The organism is Bacteroidota bacterium (assembly GCA_030017895.1).
In the GTDB taxonomy this organism is placed as follows: Bacteria; Bacteroidota; Ignavibacteria; order UBA10030; family BY39; genus JASEGV01.
The window spans coordinates 1-18,148 of the sequence record JASEGV010000063.1 but is presented as its reverse complement, the minus strand read 5'-3'; the positions used below and the strand labels follow the sequence as shown (position 1 = coordinate 18,148).

General features: G+C 38.4%; 17 protein-coding genes and 1 pseudogene. 16 read left to right on the top strand and 2 right to left on the bottom strand.

Going from position 1 to position 18,148, the window contains the following annotated elements:
- Window positions 1-109 precede the first annotated feature (109 nt).
- The 14 genes and pseudogenes from QME58_11315 to QME58_11250 all read left to right on the top strand — a co-directional run bounded on the left by QME58_11315 (window position 110) and on the right by QME58_11250 (window position 14,992).
- Complete coding sequence (locus QME58_11315) at window positions 110-466, top strand: pyruvate kinase (protein ID MDI6804414.1); 357 nt, start codon at window positions 110-112, stop codon at window positions 464-466.
- Window positions 467-507: 41 nt separating this feature from the next.
- Window positions 508-1,091 (top strand): annotated as a pseudogene (locus QME58_11310) (pyruvate kinase).
- Window positions 1,092-1,375: 284 nt separating this feature from the next.
- On the top strand, window positions 1,376-1,780 hold the full coding sequence (locus QME58_11305; protein MDI6804413.1) for a hypothetical protein: 405 nt from the start codon (window positions 1,376-1,378) through the stop codon (window positions 1,778-1,780).
- Window positions 1,781-1,899: 119 nt separating this feature from the next.
- Complete coding sequence (locus QME58_11300; GenBank protein MDI6804412.1) at window positions 1,900-2,280, top strand: hypothetical protein; 381 nt, start codon at window positions 1,900-1,902, stop codon at window positions 2,278-2,280.
- A 27-nt stretch (window positions 2,281-2,307) separates the two neighbouring features.
- A complete protein-coding gene (locus QME58_11295) occupies window positions 2,308-3,687 on the top strand; it encodes a type II secretion system F family protein (GenBank protein ID MDI6804411.1) in 1,380 nt (459 codons plus the stop codon).
- 2 nt (window positions 3,688-3,689) lie between these two features.
- Window positions 3,690-5,474: an ATPase, T2SS/T4P/T4SS family gene (locus QME58_11290; GenBank protein MDI6804410.1), complete on the top strand. Its 1,785-nt coding sequence runs from the start codon at window positions 3,690-3,692 to the stop codon at window positions 5,472-5,474.
- 273 nt (window positions 5,475-5,747) lie between these two features.
- Window positions 5,748-6,287 carry a hypothetical protein gene (locus QME58_11285; GenBank protein MDI6804409.1) on the top strand — a complete coding sequence of 180 codons (540 nt, stop codon included), beginning with the start codon at window positions 5,748-5,750 and terminating at the stop codon, window positions 6,285-6,287.
- An 18-nt stretch (window positions 6,288-6,305) separates the two neighbouring features.
- Complete coding sequence (locus QME58_11280) at window positions 6,306-6,923, top strand: hypothetical protein (protein ID MDI6804408.1); 618 nt, start codon at window positions 6,306-6,308, stop codon at window positions 6,921-6,923.
- Between the two features lie 12 nt (window positions 6,924-6,935).
- Window positions 6,936-8,228: a hypothetical protein gene (locus QME58_11275; protein MDI6804407.1), complete on the top strand. Its 1,293-nt coding sequence runs from the start codon at window positions 6,936-6,938 to the stop codon at window positions 8,226-8,228.
- A gap of 128 nt (window positions 8,229-8,356) precedes the next feature.
- Window positions 8,357-9,613, top strand: a complete 1,257-nt coding sequence (locus QME58_11270; GenBank protein MDI6804406.1) for an ATPase, T2SS/T4P/T4SS family — start codon at window positions 8,357-8,359, stop codon at window positions 9,611-9,613.
- Window positions 9,614-9,715: 102 nt separating this feature from the next.
- Complete coding sequence (locus QME58_11265; GenBank protein MDI6804405.1) at window positions 9,716-11,320, top strand: hypothetical protein; 1,605 nt, start codon at window positions 9,716-9,718, stop codon at window positions 11,318-11,320.
- Window positions 11,321-11,337: 17 nt separating this feature from the next.
- Complete coding sequence (locus tag QME58_11260; protein MDI6804404.1) at window positions 11,338-12,222, top strand: hypothetical protein; 885 nt, start codon at window positions 11,338-11,340, stop codon at window positions 12,220-12,222.
- A 7-nt stretch (window positions 12,223-12,229) separates the two neighbouring features.
- Window positions 12,230-13,459 carry a hypothetical protein gene (locus QME58_11255; GenBank protein ID MDI6804403.1) on the top strand — a complete coding sequence of 410 codons (1,230 nt, stop codon included), beginning with the start codon at window positions 12,230-12,232 and terminating at the stop codon, window positions 13,457-13,459.
- A 33-nt stretch (window positions 13,460-13,492) separates the two neighbouring features.
- Window positions 13,493-14,992, top strand: a complete 1,500-nt coding sequence (locus tag QME58_11250) for an Ig-like domain-containing protein (GenBank protein ID MDI6804402.1) — start codon at window positions 13,493-13,495, stop codon at window positions 14,990-14,992.
- A 182-nt stretch (window positions 14,993-15,174) separates the two neighbouring features.
- Here QME58_11250 and hemL read toward each other — a convergent pair whose 3' ends face one another.
- On the bottom strand, window positions 15,175-16,464 hold the full coding sequence (gene hemL / locus QME58_11245) for a glutamate-1-semialdehyde 2,1-aminomutase (protein MDI6804401.1): 1,290 nt from the start codon (window positions 16,462-16,464) through the stop codon (window positions 15,175-15,177).
- A gap of 127 nt (window positions 16,465-16,591) precedes the next feature.
- On the opposite strand from hemL, the gene QME58_11240 reads away from it, so the two are divergent.
- Together QME58_11240 and QME58_11235 are read left to right on the top strand one after the other, a co-directional pair.
- Window positions 16,592-16,771: a hypothetical protein gene (locus QME58_11240; GenBank protein ID MDI6804400.1), complete on the top strand. Its 180-nt coding sequence runs from the start codon at window positions 16,592-16,594 to the stop codon at window positions 16,769-16,771.
- Complete coding sequence (locus tag QME58_11235) at window positions 16,765-17,049, top strand: type II toxin-antitoxin system RelE/ParE family toxin (protein ID MDI6804399.1); 285 nt, start codon at window positions 16,765-16,767, stop codon at window positions 17,047-17,049. The genes QME58_11240 and QME58_11235 overlap by 7 nt, the downstream gene beginning before the upstream one ends.
- 19 nt (window positions 17,050-17,068) lie before the next feature.
- Here the strand turns inward: QME58_11235 and QME58_11230 are convergent.
- The coding region (locus tag QME58_11230) for an SDR family oxidoreductase (protein ID MDI6804398.1) at window positions 17,069-18,148 on the bottom strand (1,080 nt) is incomplete at its 5' end.

The following is an 18,148-nucleotide window of genomic DNA, read 5'->3' as shown; positions in this document are numbered from 1 at the left end:
ATGTTTCGCTTCGCTCAACATGACAAAAAGTCAATTCTGCGTAACTTCAGTTAATTAAACCAGTATGTCTGTATAATCAAAGAAAAATATATCAATAGAGAATAAATTTATGAACTCTAAATGTGGTAAAACCAAAATCGTATGTACAATCGGTCCCTCTGTTGCAACGGTTGATAAAATCGTACAACTGATACAGGCGGGAATGGATTCAACTCGTTTGAATTTTTCGCACGGTACACATAACGAGCATCTCGATTACATCCAAAACATCCGGAAAGCCGCGAAAATTACTCGCCAGAACATTGCGATTATTCAGGATTTACAAGGACCGAAAATCAGAATCGGGAAACTACACACAGAACCTATTGTGGTTAACAAGAACGATAAAATTATTATCACAACGGATTCTGATCTCTATTCAGATAAAAGTTCGAAGTTAAAAATCCTCACAACTTATTTGAACTGACGGTAGTAAATGTTAAGGGGCGAAATATTACATGCAAGGTCATCGACGGTGGCGAGTTATACTCGCATAAAGGGATAAACTTGCCAGGCGTGGCTGTGAGTTCGCCCGCACTTACAGAGAAAGACAAAAACGATCTGGATTTCGGAATTAAACATGGCATCGATTATTGTGCTTTATCTTTTGTCCGTTCGATAAATGATATTGAGGAGATTAAAAAATATATTTCGCAAAACTCGAAGCAGTACCTTTAATTCAAAAAGAAATAATTCGAAAATGCAGCGAGTTAGGTAAACCTGTAATCGTGGCAACGCAAATGTTAGAATCTATGATCAACAATCCGCGACCGACACGCGCCGAAGTAAGCGATGTAGCTAATGCCGTTCTTGATGGTGCCGATGCGGTTATGTTGAGTGGCGAAACCTCGGTGAGAAAATATCCTATAGATGCTGTAAAAATTATGGATAAAATTGTAAAATCGGTTGAGAAAAAACATGTCTCTAATTTTTCCAGCGGCACAACGCACGATTTGTATAACTCGTTGGCAAGGTCAGCCGTGATGCTTTCTGACCAGTTAGAAGCTTCGGCGATAATTGAATACAATAAAAGTTTTTTATGTAGAGGTTGACCAAAAAGGCCGGTTTTCTCGATACGGTCGCCTATCCAGTAATTTTAAGGCATTTTTACCGACTTTGTAACATCTGCAACCCCTTTCGGTAATTATTACCGAATTCCTATTACAAGATGGTTTAAGTATATCCCAATATCCTTTGTTTTATACAATTTCTAACATTTTTATCCAGTTGGCACGTGCGTTGTAAAATTAGGATTATCAACTAATTAAATAGTTACAGTTTGTAAAACATTAAAAAAACTAATTAACAACAACAAACAACATAAGGAGATTTAAAAATGGGTCAGCAACAACTTTTATTAATAATTTTAGGCGTTATCATAGTCGGTATCGCTATCGCAGTCGGTATTACGATGTTCTCAGCAGGCAGTGTTCAATCTGCCAAAGATGCTATTATTAATGACATGAACAACCTTGCAGCTAATGCTTATCAACATCGTATCCGACCTGCCTCAATGAGTGGTGGTGCGGGTGCTTACGATGCATCTCTAGGTGGTCAAGCGTACGCTATTCCAACAAAATTACAAATTACCGAAAATGCTAATTATATGACAACTCCACCAGTTGTAGGAGCAGATGCAGTTACATTTACAGGAACACACTTAGATTATGGTACTGTAGAAGCAACAGTAGGTGTTGATGGTAAATTAACAGGTTGGGCATACACAGGTCAATTCGAATAATCGTATCCACGGAAATTGTTAAGTCCGATGCGCTGCCAAATGAAAATTTTTCTAACAATTCTTGTATTTGGCAGCGTTTTTTTTTATTTTTCTTACGTCATTAATCGAAAGGTTGGATAATGGGTCAACAACAACTAATGCTACTTGTCCTTGGAGTGATCATTGTAGGAATAGCAATTGTAGTCGGAATTAATCTATTCACAGCTACATCTGTTAGCTCCAATAAGGATGCAATCGTAAACGATATAATGAACCTCGGGCAGTATGCGTATAGGTATCGCTTAAGACCCGAACCTTTAGGCGGCGGTGGCAGGTCTTATCTTGGTCTAAATATACCCGCTGATCATGTAGATAATGAAAATGCAACATATACATATCTAGTAAGTCCCAATAGCGTAACATTTACAGCGACTTCCAAATTTGGATATGGGACAATTGTGGTTACATTGGATGACGAAGGTAAATTAGGTATTTATACATTTAACGATGATTTCCTATAAAAATAATTTTAATAGAGGATAAAAAAAATGCCAGAGTTTCGATTAGAAGGAATATCAACAAACGGAAAAACAGTACAAGGTATTCTTGAGGCTGACAACTCCCGGCTTGCAAAGGAAAAAGCTAACCAGATGGCTGTTCAGCGGAAGTTTAAAGTAATAAATTTAACGCCGCGTGCTACATTTCTTTACAAAGTTCAGAGAGCTGCTGAAAAACCGATTACAGGTGAACAAAAAGCATTTACGAAAGAAGAGGTTCAGGAAGCCCTCTCGAAAATGGGCTTTCGTGTTTTATACGTCAGGAAAAAACTATTCGATTTAAAACCTAAACCACCTATGTCCGATATCGTAACATTCGTCCGTGTTAGTGCCGATTTGATACGACAAAAATTACCTTACAACGAAATTTTACAATTAATGACAAACGATATCGAGAATAAAACACTCAGGGACACGATACGCGAAATAAACACAGAGCTGAAACAAGGTAAAGACAGCGAAAAAGTTTTTGTAAAACAAGAAGCAGTATTCGGAAAATTTACTGCGCATATGTTAGGACTTGCATCAAAGAGCGGTAATATGGCTGAGATTTACGAAAGCACAGCAAAATTTCTTGAACGTCAGGCACAGTTTAAAAAAGATTTAAAAAGTGCACTCATTATGCCCTTAGTTACACTGGCTGCCCTTTTTGCCGCTGTAATTTATTACATCGGATGGATATTTAAACCGATGGCTGAGATATTTGCAAAAATGAAAATAGATCTGCCCCCAATGACCAATGCAACACTCCAGTTGAGCTATTTCATACTCGATAACATCGTTGTCATTTTGATTATAACGTTAGTCCCTACTGTTCTGGCGATACGCTTTTTTACAACTCCGCGGGGTAAGTACATATTGGACAGGTTTATCTGGAAAATTCCGGCAATCGGGTCGCTGCTTCATAAAACAAGTATCGAAATATTTTGCCGTGTTTTTCATGCTCTCTATAGTGGCTCCGGCGAAAATATCGATGTTATAAAAATGGCAGCCGAAGCTTGCGGAAACAAATATATGGAAGCCCAAATAAAAACCATAGCAATTCCGATGATGGTCGAAAAGGGGGCAGGTATTACAGATGCTTTCGAGGCAACGGGTGTATTCACAAGAACAGCAATATCACGTTTCCATAGCGGCGCCGAAACAGGCACAGTAAAACATACAGCTCACCAATTAGCTGAATACTATGAAAAAGAAACAAGTTATAAAATGCGCAATGCTATCGATTTTATACAACTCTGGATAACAATGATTATTATGATAGTGCTAACAGGATTAACACTTGTTTCATCTGAAACGGCATTTATAAAACCGAAACGCCCAGGTATGGGGTTCATCGAATTGCAAAATATAATTAGTTGGTTTACCTAAATATGCCCGAAATCGACATTACTGATAAAATAGGATATACTCTTCTTAAAAAGGGTATTATCGATTATGAAGTATTAGAACATTCGCTTCGAATAAAAGATACAGAGGACAAGAAAAAGCGGCGTAATTTGGGGCAAATTCTTGTATCAGATTTTAACATCGATCACGATTCTGTATTTCGTGAGGTTGCCAATTTATACGCCTTTCGTGAAATCTATCTTACCGATGAGGTTATCGATCAACCGCGAATCGCCTTCATAAAAAAAACAGTCGAAGCTTTGCCGGATGCTTATCGTTCGATGTTGATAGAGACCAAAATTATACCTCTGAAGTTCGATGATAAAGTTTCTGAGAAACTGATAATCATAGCAGCTGATCCTACCGATAAACGTATCCCGATTATAGCACGGAACTTTGGTGTTAAAAAATACGAGGTATGCTATTGCCGCTTCAAAGAAATTACAAACTTATTAGAGAAAATATTCCCCCCTGAAAATGAATTTTTAAAACTTCTTGAAACCTCAGATATCGGTCTTAATGTAAAAGAAGAAGAAGGCGTTGACGAAGAAGCTCTCGAAGCTGAAATCAGTAAAAGCGCTCTGATAAATTTAGTCGAAGGAGCATTAGTTGAAGCAGTTCGTCAAGGTGCAAGCGATATACATATTATAGCGAGAGAAGGAAACCGCACCGATTTCCTCTTTAGATTAGATGGTAATTTAAAACTTTGGCATACACAAGAAAACACAATGCCCGAAGCGATTGCCGCAGTAGTAAAAGACAGGTCGAAAAATATCGACCGCTTCGAGCGTGAAATGACGCAGGATGGTTTTATCCAGCGTATTATTGATGGACACCAGATGCGTTTCCGCGTTTCAATTATGCCTATAGTAGCCACCGAGTTCAGCCACAAATTAGAAAGCATTGTAATTCGTGTCCTCGACGATCGGAAAGTAATTACAGATTTGAACAAACTCGGTTTACAAGGACCTGCCCGCGATTTTTTCTACAAAGCAATTTCAAAACCACAAGGAATCGTGATATTAACCGGTCCTACCGGAAGCGGAAAAAGTACAACACTTATTGCAGCTTTACATCAGGTAATCGATCCAACAGTAAACGTACTGACTGTAGAAGATCCTGTCGAGTACATTATTAAGGGAGCCAGACAATTAAAGATTGGTCCAAAGATGGATTTTGATAGTGCAATTCGAGGTATATTAAGGCACGACCCTGATATAGTTCTTGTGGGAGAAATGCGTGATAAAATTACAGCAGAAATTGCTATAAAGCTTGCTAATACAGGTCACCTTACATTTTCCACATTACATACGAACGATGCGCCAAGTGTTATTTCACGTTTATTTAAGATGGGTGTAGAACCGTTTCTCATCGCTTATGCCATAAATATTGTAGTTGCTCAACGACTTATTCGAACATTGTGCAAAAACTGCAAAAAGCCGATGATATTAAATGAACAGGAAAGAGAAATCTATAAAAAATTTGGCTTTACAGAAGAAATGCTGGACAACAACACTTTCTACGAGCCAGTCGGCTGCGAAAAATGTAACCAGGGCTGGAAAGGACGATGTGCAATTCACGAAGCTCTATATTTCACACGCGAAATTAAACAACTGATAGTAAGTGCAGGAAACGATATAGATGAAAACGCAATTCGAGAACAAGCTGCCAAAGATGGTGTGTGGTCGCTGCGTAGAGCCGGTATGGAAAGGATGATGGAGGGTGTAACAACATTTGAGGAAATACTTGCCACAACAACTGAAGATTAGTATCATATGGCAAATTCTAATGTAGATATTACAAGGGCTAAAGGTAATTTTTACTTTTCTTCATTCACTTTTTACATTCACTATTCTTCCGAAACCTATATCTTTAAATCTTCTAATTTATATCTACAGGCTTGGCATATCCATTGTAGAATTATTGGTGATACTTCTCACTTTTATACCGGAATTTTGTGATTGAGAAGAAATGAAACAATTAAAGATTTATGAAAATTATTAACGATATTTATAAAAATAAAAATTGAGGAGACAGTAAATATGTCAACTAACCAAACTCTGCTGACCATCGGAGCTCTAATACTCTTCTCAACTTTAATAGTCTCTTTTTATCAGCTTTTAGCACGAAGTGGAGATACGGTTGATAGCGCTCAATTAGGTATCTACCAATTAACTCTCGCCACTACATATATGGAGCTTGCAAACGGTTTAAATTTTGATGAAGCTACAATCGACTCTAATATCACAGCAGCAAACATGAATCTATTAACGCATCCAAATTTATTGGGTCCGGAAAACCCGCCCCCTGCATACGAAGACCCAGAAACAAGTTTTTCCACTTTTGACGATATTGATGATTTGAACAATTTTTCAATAATCGAGGGATCAAATCCTGGAATAATTGGGACATACAAAACGACATTTAAAGTCTATTACGTAAATCCTGATAATATTAATCAAATAGAGCTTTCTAATAGAACTTTCGTAAAGCGGCTTGATTTATTTGTCAGTCGTATCCAACCCTTAAGTACTGATACATTAAAGACATCTATGGTAATGGGATATTTTCACTTTGACTAAAAAATAAATGAGGAAGATATGGCAACTTTTCTTGATATAATAATAGCATCGATAATCGGTGGCGTGTTGCTTCTGGGTATTATTAATGCAAATAATGTTGTAGCTGAAAATTCATACATAATTAACGGCGATGTACTTGTTCAGCAAATGTTGATATCGACAGTCCAAATTGTTGAAGGGGAGTTCAGGAATATGGGGGTCGGTGTAAATGAGGATTCAGCTTCGGTTATTTTTGCACGCGATACAGCTATCACTTTTTTATCAGACATAGATAGGGACGGTACTCCCGATAGAATCGAATATTGGTCGGGTAAGGTGAGTGAACTTGCTCACACTCAAAATGAAAGGGATCGTTTCCTCCACAGGCGTGTAAATGGTGGAACGCGCCAAAGTATAGGGATAGTAACTGGTTTTAAACTGCGATATTATAGCCAAGGACAATTGGATACACTCACACCACCGGTTGCTGCAAATGATTTAGCTATGATTAAAATAGTCGAGATTACGTTAGAAGTTCAAAATTCGTATGCACTATATCGTGATCCACGAGATGTGCGTCCCGGTGAACAAAGTGCCTTATTCTCAAGTTCTTACTGGCGGCAAACTCGGCTCGCATCACAAAATTTTAAACGATAAAGGAGAAATATTATGTTTGGCAAAGGCGCAATAATACTTGTGTTAGGTTTCGGAATCATTTTCGGAATAGTTGGCACTCGCTTAAATAGGCTCGAATCTAATTCTATCGATAATATGGCATACTATTTTGATATTACACAATCACACAACCTTGCGGTGATGGGCGCAAATGCTGCCGTCAGCAAATTATATCAGAACCCTTCTTTCCGTGGGGCAATGCCAACGCAAACTTTTACTACGGGCAACCTTAAAGGCGGTTCATTTGTTTCAAGGGTTGACAGTTTAAACATGTCAACCTTACGACTTCGCACAGTTTCTACGTTTATAAGCACCCGAGTGACTCCTCCCAAAACTTATCGCGATACGGTAGAAGTTTTCTTTTCAAAACAGTTAACTCAAAGCTTCTCAATGTACGCGTGGATGACCAATTTTGAAGGAAATGTTTTCTGGATAACTGGCGATACAGTCTGGGGTCGCGTTCACTCCAATGGTAATTTCCACATAAGCGGCAGCCCGGTTTTTATTGAGAAAGTTACAACGGCAAAAGGTTTCAATCCAAAACCTGGCAGCGGAAGAAGTAACGCTATTTTTAAAAAGGGATACGAGACTGGTGTTTCACCAATTCAATATCCAACAAACTTAAACGAACTAATAGCCGCATCAACTTCAGGTGGAAGAAGATATACAAATAATATTTGGGTAACATTATCGGCAGGGACCGCCGCCAACAATGATGGCAAAGCTTATATACAAAATTCCGTATCGGGTCCCATTGTAGATTCTATTACACTTAATGCTGCAGGATTCAACGGAGTTATTTTAGGAAATCAGCGAGTGTACGTAAAAGGTCAACTGGATGGCCGACTATCTATTGGCTCATTAAATGAAATGTTTATAGTTGATGATGTGACATATGAACGAAATCCTTTAACAATTCCTTCAACCGATGATATGTTAGGTCTTGTATCTGAGACAAATGTTATCGTATCAAATAATACTGCAAATAACACCAATTGCGAAATTCATGCGAGTATTTTTTCGAGATCTGGCTCATTTACAGCTGAAAATTGGAATTCAAGACCTGTGAGTGGTTGGTTAAGAATAATAGGTGGGCTTATACAAGATAGACGAGGAGCGGTAGGGCGATTTGCCGGATCAACTCTGGTGAATGGTTTTTCTAAGCGATATTATTATGACCCACGGCTTAGCGACCCATCTGTAAGACCACCATTTTTTCCAGGATTTTATCGATCAACTTACTCTATCACCCAATGGTGGGAAAATGTTAGAATTCCTGAATATTGACAACTGTAAATAATTTTCATATATTAAACTATATTTTTCAATGTTTTATCAGGACATAATTAAAGTCAGTTACTGAAGTTACGCAGAATTGACTTTTTGTCATGTTGAGCGAAGCGAAACATCTAAAAATGACTCTTTTGCGTAACTTCAGTCAGTTATTAATGGAAGAAGCAAAATTAATATTAAAACAGATAACCGCAAGTATTCCTGATACCGCTTACGGTGTCGAGAGGATGATGATTATCGGCGACCTCGTAAATCGTCAGGGTCCTGAAGAACGTACTATCATAAAAAAATTATTCGATAGTTTTTTAATTCGGATGGAAGAAAACCATGCCTCCGATATCGATATAGGTGGCTTCGGATCGCAGGGAAGAATATGGTATCGTATTTATGGCGATAAAAAACCGGATACAGCTTCCGGTTCATTTTCTTTCGATGAAGTCAACATTATCATTCTTACTATTTTGCTCGAACGCCAAAGACAATTTCTTTTCGAAAATCGTAATTTAGATTTTTCATATACTATTTTTAAAAATGATCTGATGTACCGCTTTCGTGCCGATACTTACTTCGACCTCGACCAGTTAGCGTTAAATATGCGTGTTATAAATGCCGTCGTGCGTCCGTATAAATCATTAGACTTTCACTCGAATGTTTCTAAAATACTCAATCTCGCTCATACGATGGAGGGTTTGATACTCGTAACCGGTATTACTGGTTCAGGAAAAAGTTCTACATTAGATACAATCATCGACGCCAACAATCATTCTGTAGATGGACATGTTGTTATAATTGCTTCGCCTATCGAATATGTGCATAAGTCAGATAGATGTATAATCCGTCATCGGGAAATTGGACGAGATGTTCTCTCCTTCAAAGAAGGAGCTATACAGTCGCTTCGCCAAGATCCCGATATTATCGTGATAGGTGAGATGCGTGACCCGGATACAATTATGACAGCTCTTGAAATCACCGATAGCGGTCATAAAGTTTTTTCAACTCTTCACACCTCGTCGGCGGTTGAAAGTATCGATAGAATTATCGGAGAAGTTCCACCATACGAGCAGGAACGTGTACGTAATCGTTTGGCAGATGTTGTTAAATTAGTAATATCGCAAAAACTTATTCCAAGTTTAGATGGTAAAGTAGTATTAGCCAAGGAGATAATGGTGGCTAATCCTTCTGTAAAAGCAGCAATCAAAAATAATAATACCAGCGAGATATACCAGATGATGTCTGAGTCTGGCGACGAAGGAATGACTACTTTAGAACAGGATTTAAAGCGCTTATATTTAACAAAAAGGGTTTCACTTGAAAATGCCATGAGTTACGCAAATAACAAGCGTCGGCTGCAGCAAATTTTAAATTTAGTAACACAGTAACTTCGTGTTTTTTTTTGATAAAACAATTTATTAAATTGTTTATAAGTTTATGGAAGTTAATATGGCAAATATACATGAAAGGTTCTATATATAATGGCGACCATGAGAGGTAATAAAAAAAGTGCCGTCGGTCTTTTTGTTGATGGGCTTGAAATTAAATTTGCTAAATTATCGAAGAAGGGTAAAAGTGTTGTTATTGACGAACTAAAAGTTGCCTCGCTCGTAAACAAACTAGAAGAACGGCAGCTCAAAGATTTGTCAGATGGTTTCGCTGAAACCACAACAGATACATTCTCGATACCAACCGGGGCAGATCGCTCGGATAGCAGCGAGGACAACAACAGTGTTTTGATTGGACTCTTGTCTGGATATAAACCAACTTCATATTTACTTGGATATGCGATTTCTGAACCAAGCGTTTACTACCATACAATCGAGAGCGATTTCGGGTTGAAAGGAACAAAGCTTAAAGAGAGAATCATTGAAGAGTTAAAGAAAGTTCGTTCTGTTCAACCGGCACAAGATTCTGTCGATGTTTTCTATTCATCCGATAGAAACTTGGTTTGCGCTGTTCGCGAAGACGGCATTAGTTTGTTCCGTACGATTGAAGACATTAAACCTTTCCTCGACAACCGCACTCCAAAAATTCCTCTGATCGAAACATCAGATATCGCGCTAATGAATTTAGCACGTGCCAACTACGGTTTCGCTCCTGATGAAATCAGCGCTATCGTTTACGTAGGAACCGAGTTTACCCGTTTAATTTTTATGAAAGGGTCTGAGTTCTTCCATTTCGCACCAGTATTAGGCGAAGGCTACGATTCAATAAACATCCAAAATACTGTCTATAGCCGCCTTTTATTGGAACAAGATAATTTAGGAATTCCACGAATCGACAGGATATTATTAGCAGGCGAAAGCCGCCGTATTACCTTCGACGAGTTTCTTAAAGATCAATTACCCGAAGTCGATATCCAGTATTTGCAAACACCTTATCTTGATACAAGTTTTCTTTCCCCCGAAACGCAAGAGCTTATTCCCGAATATGCTGTGGCAATAGCGACTGCCTGGAAAATTTTAGACGAGAACAACCCTGCGTTCTATCCTATTAATTTGCTTCCCGATTTTATTCGTGAAGAACAACGTGCTTTTAAATTAGGATGGCACGGGTATCTACTTCTTATTCTAATATTTTTTAGTACTTTTTATTTCACTTATCAAATATCAATGCTTAATTCCGAACTAGCTTCCCAAAAGGAAATTCTTGCACAAAAGCAGGCACAATTAGAAGAAAATCAAAGACTACAAGTTATAATTAGTAGTCTTAATAACCAACTCGAACGATATCGTCTTGCACTTTCAGTTTACGATTCAATTGTTCCGGGATATGACAAATGGTCGCAGTTGATCGAGAAAGTATCGCACTCCGTCGAAAATATCAACTCTCTCTGGATTACCGCCATGCAGAGTGCCCCTGATAAAAAATTAGCATTTAACGGTTTTGCAATATATCGCTCAAGAATTCCCAAAATTGCACAACATCTTTCGAACGCAGTTTTAAATAAAGTACTTCAAGAAGAGATACGAGAAAAAACGGTTTACAACTATGAGCTTAGCGTTCCAACAGGTACCGAAATTCGGCAAAACGAACCGCCGATTAGTCAACAGACTGGATCACCCCAACAACCAGAAGAAAAACCACATTAAGAGATTAGGAGGATGAAGTGTCTTATATATTACGAAATACAATTGTTTTAGGAGTTCTTCTAGGGATTATTTTAGCAATCGGTTTTTATTTCAGGAGTGCTCATCTACCTAAAAAAATTGGAACTATACAAAAGCAAATACAGACGATAGATGCAGAACTGCAAAACACTCCTGACTTAGTCAATCAATATAATTCTTTAAGCGAACACTTAATCAACACAAAAGAAAGATGGGAATCGAGAAACAAGGATATTCCACCAGTCAATATCACAGGCGAAACCTATAATTATATTAATCAGTTGATTGGCAGAAGCGGCGAAATAAAATTAGATATGATTTTCGTAGGTTCCAATGCCGCACAAAATTATGGATTTAATACTTACAATTTAAAAGGCGAGGCAACCTTTGAAAATCTTTTCCGCTTCATCTGGTATCTCGAAAACAATCGGCTCTTATATAAAATCAGTTCGATGGCACTACGTGGTTTAGAAACAACAAATAAGAAAACGAAAGAAACCGAGTTGTTGGTTACTTACGAAATAATTTTAAATGCATACTTCTCGTCGATTCCAGAACTTTACTCGTCGGCGGGCGACCAGAAGCTGACTCCAGTCACACTAACCACCGACCCGTTTGCACCATTAATACTTAGAGATTTACCCCCCAACCTTGATGATTTGGTTGAGATTGAGCGCTCCGATTTAAAAGCTGTAGTGCCCGGCAAAGCTTTTGTAATAGACCAAAGTAATAAAATGCGGGCTTTGACTGAGGGCGATGAAGTTTATTTAGGCTATGTAACTAAGGTTGACCCGGTTCTCGGACGTATTGAGTGTACGTTGAACAAGGGTGGTATAATAGAAAAATTTGAATTGAATATCCGTTATGGACAACAACAGAAGTGAGGACAAAATGAAAACATTGAAAAAAAACTTATTAACTTTATTCGCACTCTTATTATTTTTTAGTCTCCTTTCTGAACAAGGTGCCTTTTCCCAAACCGAAAAACGAGTCCTAAGAGAATTTGTATCCAAGGACGAGATAGTCTCCATCGCACAAACCACCCCGTTCGATAAAGCGATCACGGTTCTGAGTGAAGCTAGTAAAAAATACCTTGGGAAACTAATTATCGATCCTGTTAAACGAACCACACCTATCGGTATCGATATTAAAGCAATGCACTGGCAGGACGCACTCGAATTAATACTTAAAATCAACAATATCTGGTATTTAGAATATCAGGATTATTTTGAGATAACAGGCGCAAAAGGTGAAGCGGTAGGAGAAAAAGCAATTGGTAGTTCGCAATTTGTAAAAGAACCGGTAAATATGAACAGCCGCGAGGTTAAGATTTCGGCAGTCTTCTTCAACGTCGATTTAAATAAGATGCATGAATCGGGTATTAACTGGAAATTTTTTAGAAGCAAACCCGACGATCAATTTAAATCACTGACCATCGACCAACAGGCTGCTCAAAAAGTTACTGATACTGTTCTCTTTAATCTTGCATTAAAAGGTGTCGATTTATCTTTTGGAAATTTAGATGCGATAGTCCGGCTCTTTTCAGAAAATGATATAGGCGAAGTAATATCCAACCCGCAAATAGTTGTGCGATCCAGCGAAAAAGGAAAAATACAGGTCGGTGAAGATATTTCTGTGAAGAAAAAAGATTTTGCTGGGAACACGGTTATTGAACAGATTCCTACAGGAACGATTATTGAAGTTACTCCTTACGTAATTAAAGAAGGTGAAAATGAATTTGTTTATTTAGACCTCGATGTTGAGCGAAGCATAGTATTATCGCTCGGCGAAGCCCCAACCATCGGTAGGACTAAAGCTACAACTGTTTTATTGATGTTGGATGGCGAAGAAACTGTGATAGGTGGTTTATATTCAAATTTCGATTCGAAGGTGCGTTCCGGTATCCCATTACTGAAAGATTTACCCTGGTGGGTTTTTGGATTAAGATACATTTTCGGCTACGATAAAATTTTAACTTCGAAAAGAGAGCTTACTATACTTTTAAAGATTGACCTTGTTCCAACCTTACAAGAAAGAATGGCAAGGAAAATAAAAGAAAACCCTATCGAGACTCAGCGGCAAAAATTTGAGAAGGATCTTGATAGATACAAAAGTAAATAAAAATATTTTTAAAGAATATATTAGGAAAAGTCTATGAAAATTAAAATATTGATGTATATGCTTGCCGCTTTGTTTTTATTCACATTCTACAGCTGTAAGGACAAGGTAGCGGTGGACGAGGAAACACTGGTTAAAATATACGGCAGAGTCTTTGAGCAAAAACAAAATATGACAATACCTGTTCAGGGTGTACAGGTAAAATTAACCGCCAGTGGTTTAAATCCGATTATTGATTCAACCGACCAAGAGGGCGCCTATGAGTTACAATTTACACTTGAACCTACAACACAGTTAAAAGTTACTATTAATTTGAAAAAAGATGGTTATCAAGAGGAATTACCTTTTTTATTTAATGTAGAAACCGGTTCGAGATATCCGATTCCTCCAATTATCATAAAACTTGACACAACAACGACTGTTGGTGGTGGTGGCGGAACTCCGCCAGGGTCAGGAATGCCTCAAACGTTTGCCTTTATGGGTCCACAAACCATTGACATAAAAGTATACGGTGTTGGTGGTAATGAAACAGCAATTATAATATATGAAGTCAGAGATTCTCTTGGATTTCCAATCAGTATTGCGCAGCGCGACACGGTAACCTTCACTATTTCAGGACCCCCGGTTTCAGGAGGGGCTTATGTTTCACCTTCTTCAGCGATGACAAATTCAGCAGGACGGGTAGCCACGACTATTAACAGCGGAACAGTTGCAGGTGTTCTTCAGGTAGTTGCTTCTTTAAGAAGAGAAAGTGATGGAGTTTGGGTTCGTTCAACGCCAACACGCGTAGTTGTAAATGCAGGTTTACCCAACCAAGAGCATTTCTCGTTAGGTGCCGCAAAATATAATTTTCCAGGTTATAATTGGATTGGCAGATCAAACGATATCTCCGTCCAAGTTGGAGATAAATACACTAATCCCGTTCATCCCGGTACTGCTGTTTACTTCAATACAACTGGAGGTATAATTGGTGCCGCCGGTTATACATCTATTAGCGGACACGCAACCGTGAAGTTGTATAGCGGCAATCCACTACCGCGTGCAACATTAGACGCATTGATTTATCCTGCATTTTTAGTGGGAGATGGAACCGGATATGCCTGGATTAAAGCCCAGACTATAGGCGAAAATGCACTTCTTGTACAGGATAGTATATTGTTGGTTTTCTCAGGTGTTCCTGTTATTACAGTTAGTCCGTCTTATACTATTAGTGTTCTACGAGGTGGGTCTCAAACTTTTGATGTTAAAATTTCCGACCAGAATGGTAACCCACTTTCTTCGGGAACTGTTATATCGTCATCTATTGAATTTGCACCGCCCGAAGGTACAAATTGGAGTGCAAACATTGGAGGTTTGCCAACAGAACCGTTTGGCGATTATACATTTAGAGGTTCGGGCACAACCGATTTCCGCCTTCAGGTTCTTGATGGAACCCCGGGTGGAACCCCTAACCCTATGCCTGTAGTAGTTAAAATATCGGTGAGTGGCGCTAATGGAACTGCAACAGTTTACATGTATGGTTCTGTGGGTCTTTAGTAATTTTTAAATAACTTACTGAAGTTACGCAAAAGAGTCATTTTTAGATGTTTCGCTTCGCTCAACATGACAAAAAGTCAATTTTGCGTAACTTCAGTAACTTATAACAAATTAGCCATCTCGATTTTCGGGATGGCTTTTATTATTTTTAAATCGTAGTAGCGACGTTCTATGGAACGTCTCTACATTATAATTTCAATTGCTTCAGCAAAAGCGCTATTCGTTTTTTCAATATCTTCCTCGGTATGTGCCGCCGAAACGAACGCCGCTTCAAACTGCGATGGGGCTAAATAAATTCCCCGTTTCAACATCTCGTTAAAATATTTTCCAAACTTCTGTGTGTCCGATTTTTTTGCAGAATCGTAATCGTAAACCTCTTCATCAGTGAAAAATAAAGTGAACATCGAACCAACTCTGTTTATCCTGTAATTCAGATTGTGCTTTTTGAGAACATCACGCATTCCGTTTTCTAATTGTGCCGATCGTTCCTCAAGAATATTATAAACAGATTTATCTTGAGATATTATCGAGAGCATTTCATAACCCGCCGCCATTGCGAGTGGATTTCCGGATAACGTTCCCGCCTGATACATCGGTCCACTCGGTGCAACCATTTGCATAATGTCTTTCTTGCCGCCATAAGCACCGACTGGTAAACCTCCACCGATAATTTTTCCGAGCGTAGTAATGTCTGGTTTGATTCCGTAGAGTCCTTGAGCACCTCCTAACGAAACGCGGAAACCAGTCATTACTTCATCAAAAATTAATATAATATTTTCTCTCGTGCATAAATCTCGCAACTCATTTAAGAAGTTTGGGTTTGGCGGTATGCAGCCCATATTACCAACAACCGGCTCAACGATTAAAGCAGCAACCGCTGATTTGTTTTTAGAAATCAATTCCTCTACCGATGCAATATCGTTGAAGCGTGCAGTCAAAGTATCGTCGGCTATGCCTTTTGGGATACCGGGACTGTCTGGAACTCCGAAAGTCATAGCCCCCGAACCGGCTTTTATCAAAAACGAATCGCCGTGTCCGTGGTAGCAACCCTCAAATTTAATTATTTTATTTCTACCCGTATATGCACGTGCAAGCCGGATTGCGCTCATTGTTGCCTCGGTGCCTGAGTTTACCATCCTAACCATTTCAATCGAAGGCATTATCTTCGTGATCAACTCAGCCATCATAACTTCAAGTTCGATTGGAGCGCCAAAACTTGTTCCGCTCTCGGCTGTTTTCTTAATTGCTTCAATTATTTTTGGATGTGAATGGCCAAGAATCATCGGTCCCCACGATCCGACATAGTCGATGTATTCATTTCCGTCAACATCCCAGATTTTCGACCCTTTAGCTTTCGAGATAAATATTGGATTCCTGCCGACTGATTTAAATGCCCGCACCGGTGAATTGACTCCACCGGGTATTAGTTGTTTCGCTTTTTCGAATAATGTGTTTGACTTTGATGTGTTCATATAATTGAATTAAAAATATTTTTGTAAAATTTAAGAAATTAGTAACTGCAAAACAAAAAGCATAGAATTGATAATTAGTGTTTTTATTATTAGCTTATAGACGAACATTAAGAGATAAGGTAAACATATGCAAGTAATTAAAAAAGAAATAATCGAATCGTTTTCAGACTTCCCAGATGAAGTTGAAATTGAAGACCTCATGTATCGTTTATATGTTATAGATAAAATTAAAAAAGGACAGTTGGCAGTAAAAAATAATGAGGTAGTTTCTGCAAACGATTTAAAAAAAGAAATTGAAACATGGTAAAGTGGTCGCTTCCTGCCAAGGAAGATTTAAAGCAGATAAATGATTTTATTTCCAGAGATTCAAAATACTATGCTAAAAAAGTTTCAACAGAAATTGTAGAAAGATCAGAACATTTGAATCTTTATCCTTCTATTGGCAGAATAGTTCCAGAAATAAATGAAAAGAATATTAGAGAATTAATCATATATTCCTATAGAATGATTTATCAAATTTCAGAGGACGAAATTGAAATATTGGCTCTTCTTCATTGCAAAAAAGAATTCTATCTAACAAAATAAAACAATCTTCATTACTCCATCACTCCAACAATCCTTCATCTTTATACCACTCATAAGTTTTCTTAACAGCTTCGTTAAACGGTGTAATCTTGTATCCCAATTCTCGCTCTGCTTTCTCTGAACTAAACCAAAAATTTATCCCGATACTCGCAATCAAATCGGAACTGATAAGCGGTTTATTCCCCGTAACACTGCTTATCGAATCAAAAATTTTTGCAGCCCACTTTACTAACAATGTCGGTGCTTTAAATTTTGGTGAAGAAACTCCAACAACTTCGGCAACTTGTTTAAATGCTTCTTGGATAGTAAGATTCGATCCACCTAAAACATACCTCTCCCCAATTTTTCCCACCTTCGCAGCTTGAATGTGCCCGAAAACGACATCATCTATGTAAACGATATTCATTCCGCCGTCAATGTAGAAAGGAACCATGCCGCTGCTAACTCTTCTAATCAAAGATCCGCCATGAAAGCGGTAATCCTTCAGCCCGATTACTATAGCAGGATTAACGATCACTGCGGGTAGTCCTTTCTCGATGGCTTTAAATATTTCAAGCTCGGCTAAATGTTTGGAATATTTGTATGTGAGATTGGAGTTCCAGTTGAAAACGGTTGTCTCATCGGATAATTTTCCGTCGGTCCGATATCCTAAAGCAGCGATTGAACTTGTGTGGATAAATTTCTTCACTCCAGACTCGAGAGCGACTTCGGCAACGTTTTTAGTGCCGAGGACGTTCACGTCCCTTTGTTCGGTTCCTTTTTTCCGCCACATAGCCACGATTGCCGCTGTATGAAAAACCGTATCGCATCCTTCCATCGCTTGTCTTAAAGAATCTTTATCGAGTATGTCTCCGATAAAATGTTCGACGTTCAAACCTTTCAAAGCTCGTAAGTCTGAATTTTCCCGCCTTAGTATGCGGACCTGGCAGCCCTCTTTCAATAGAACTTCGGCAATATTGGAGCCGATAAAACCAGTTCCACCGGTAATGAGAACGTTTTTAATGTGATGTTGCGTTTGTAGAGGCATGGTTAAATATAACTTAGGGGCGGTTCCAAAAATTGACTTATTGAATACTTTTTTTTGTATATTTAAGAAAAT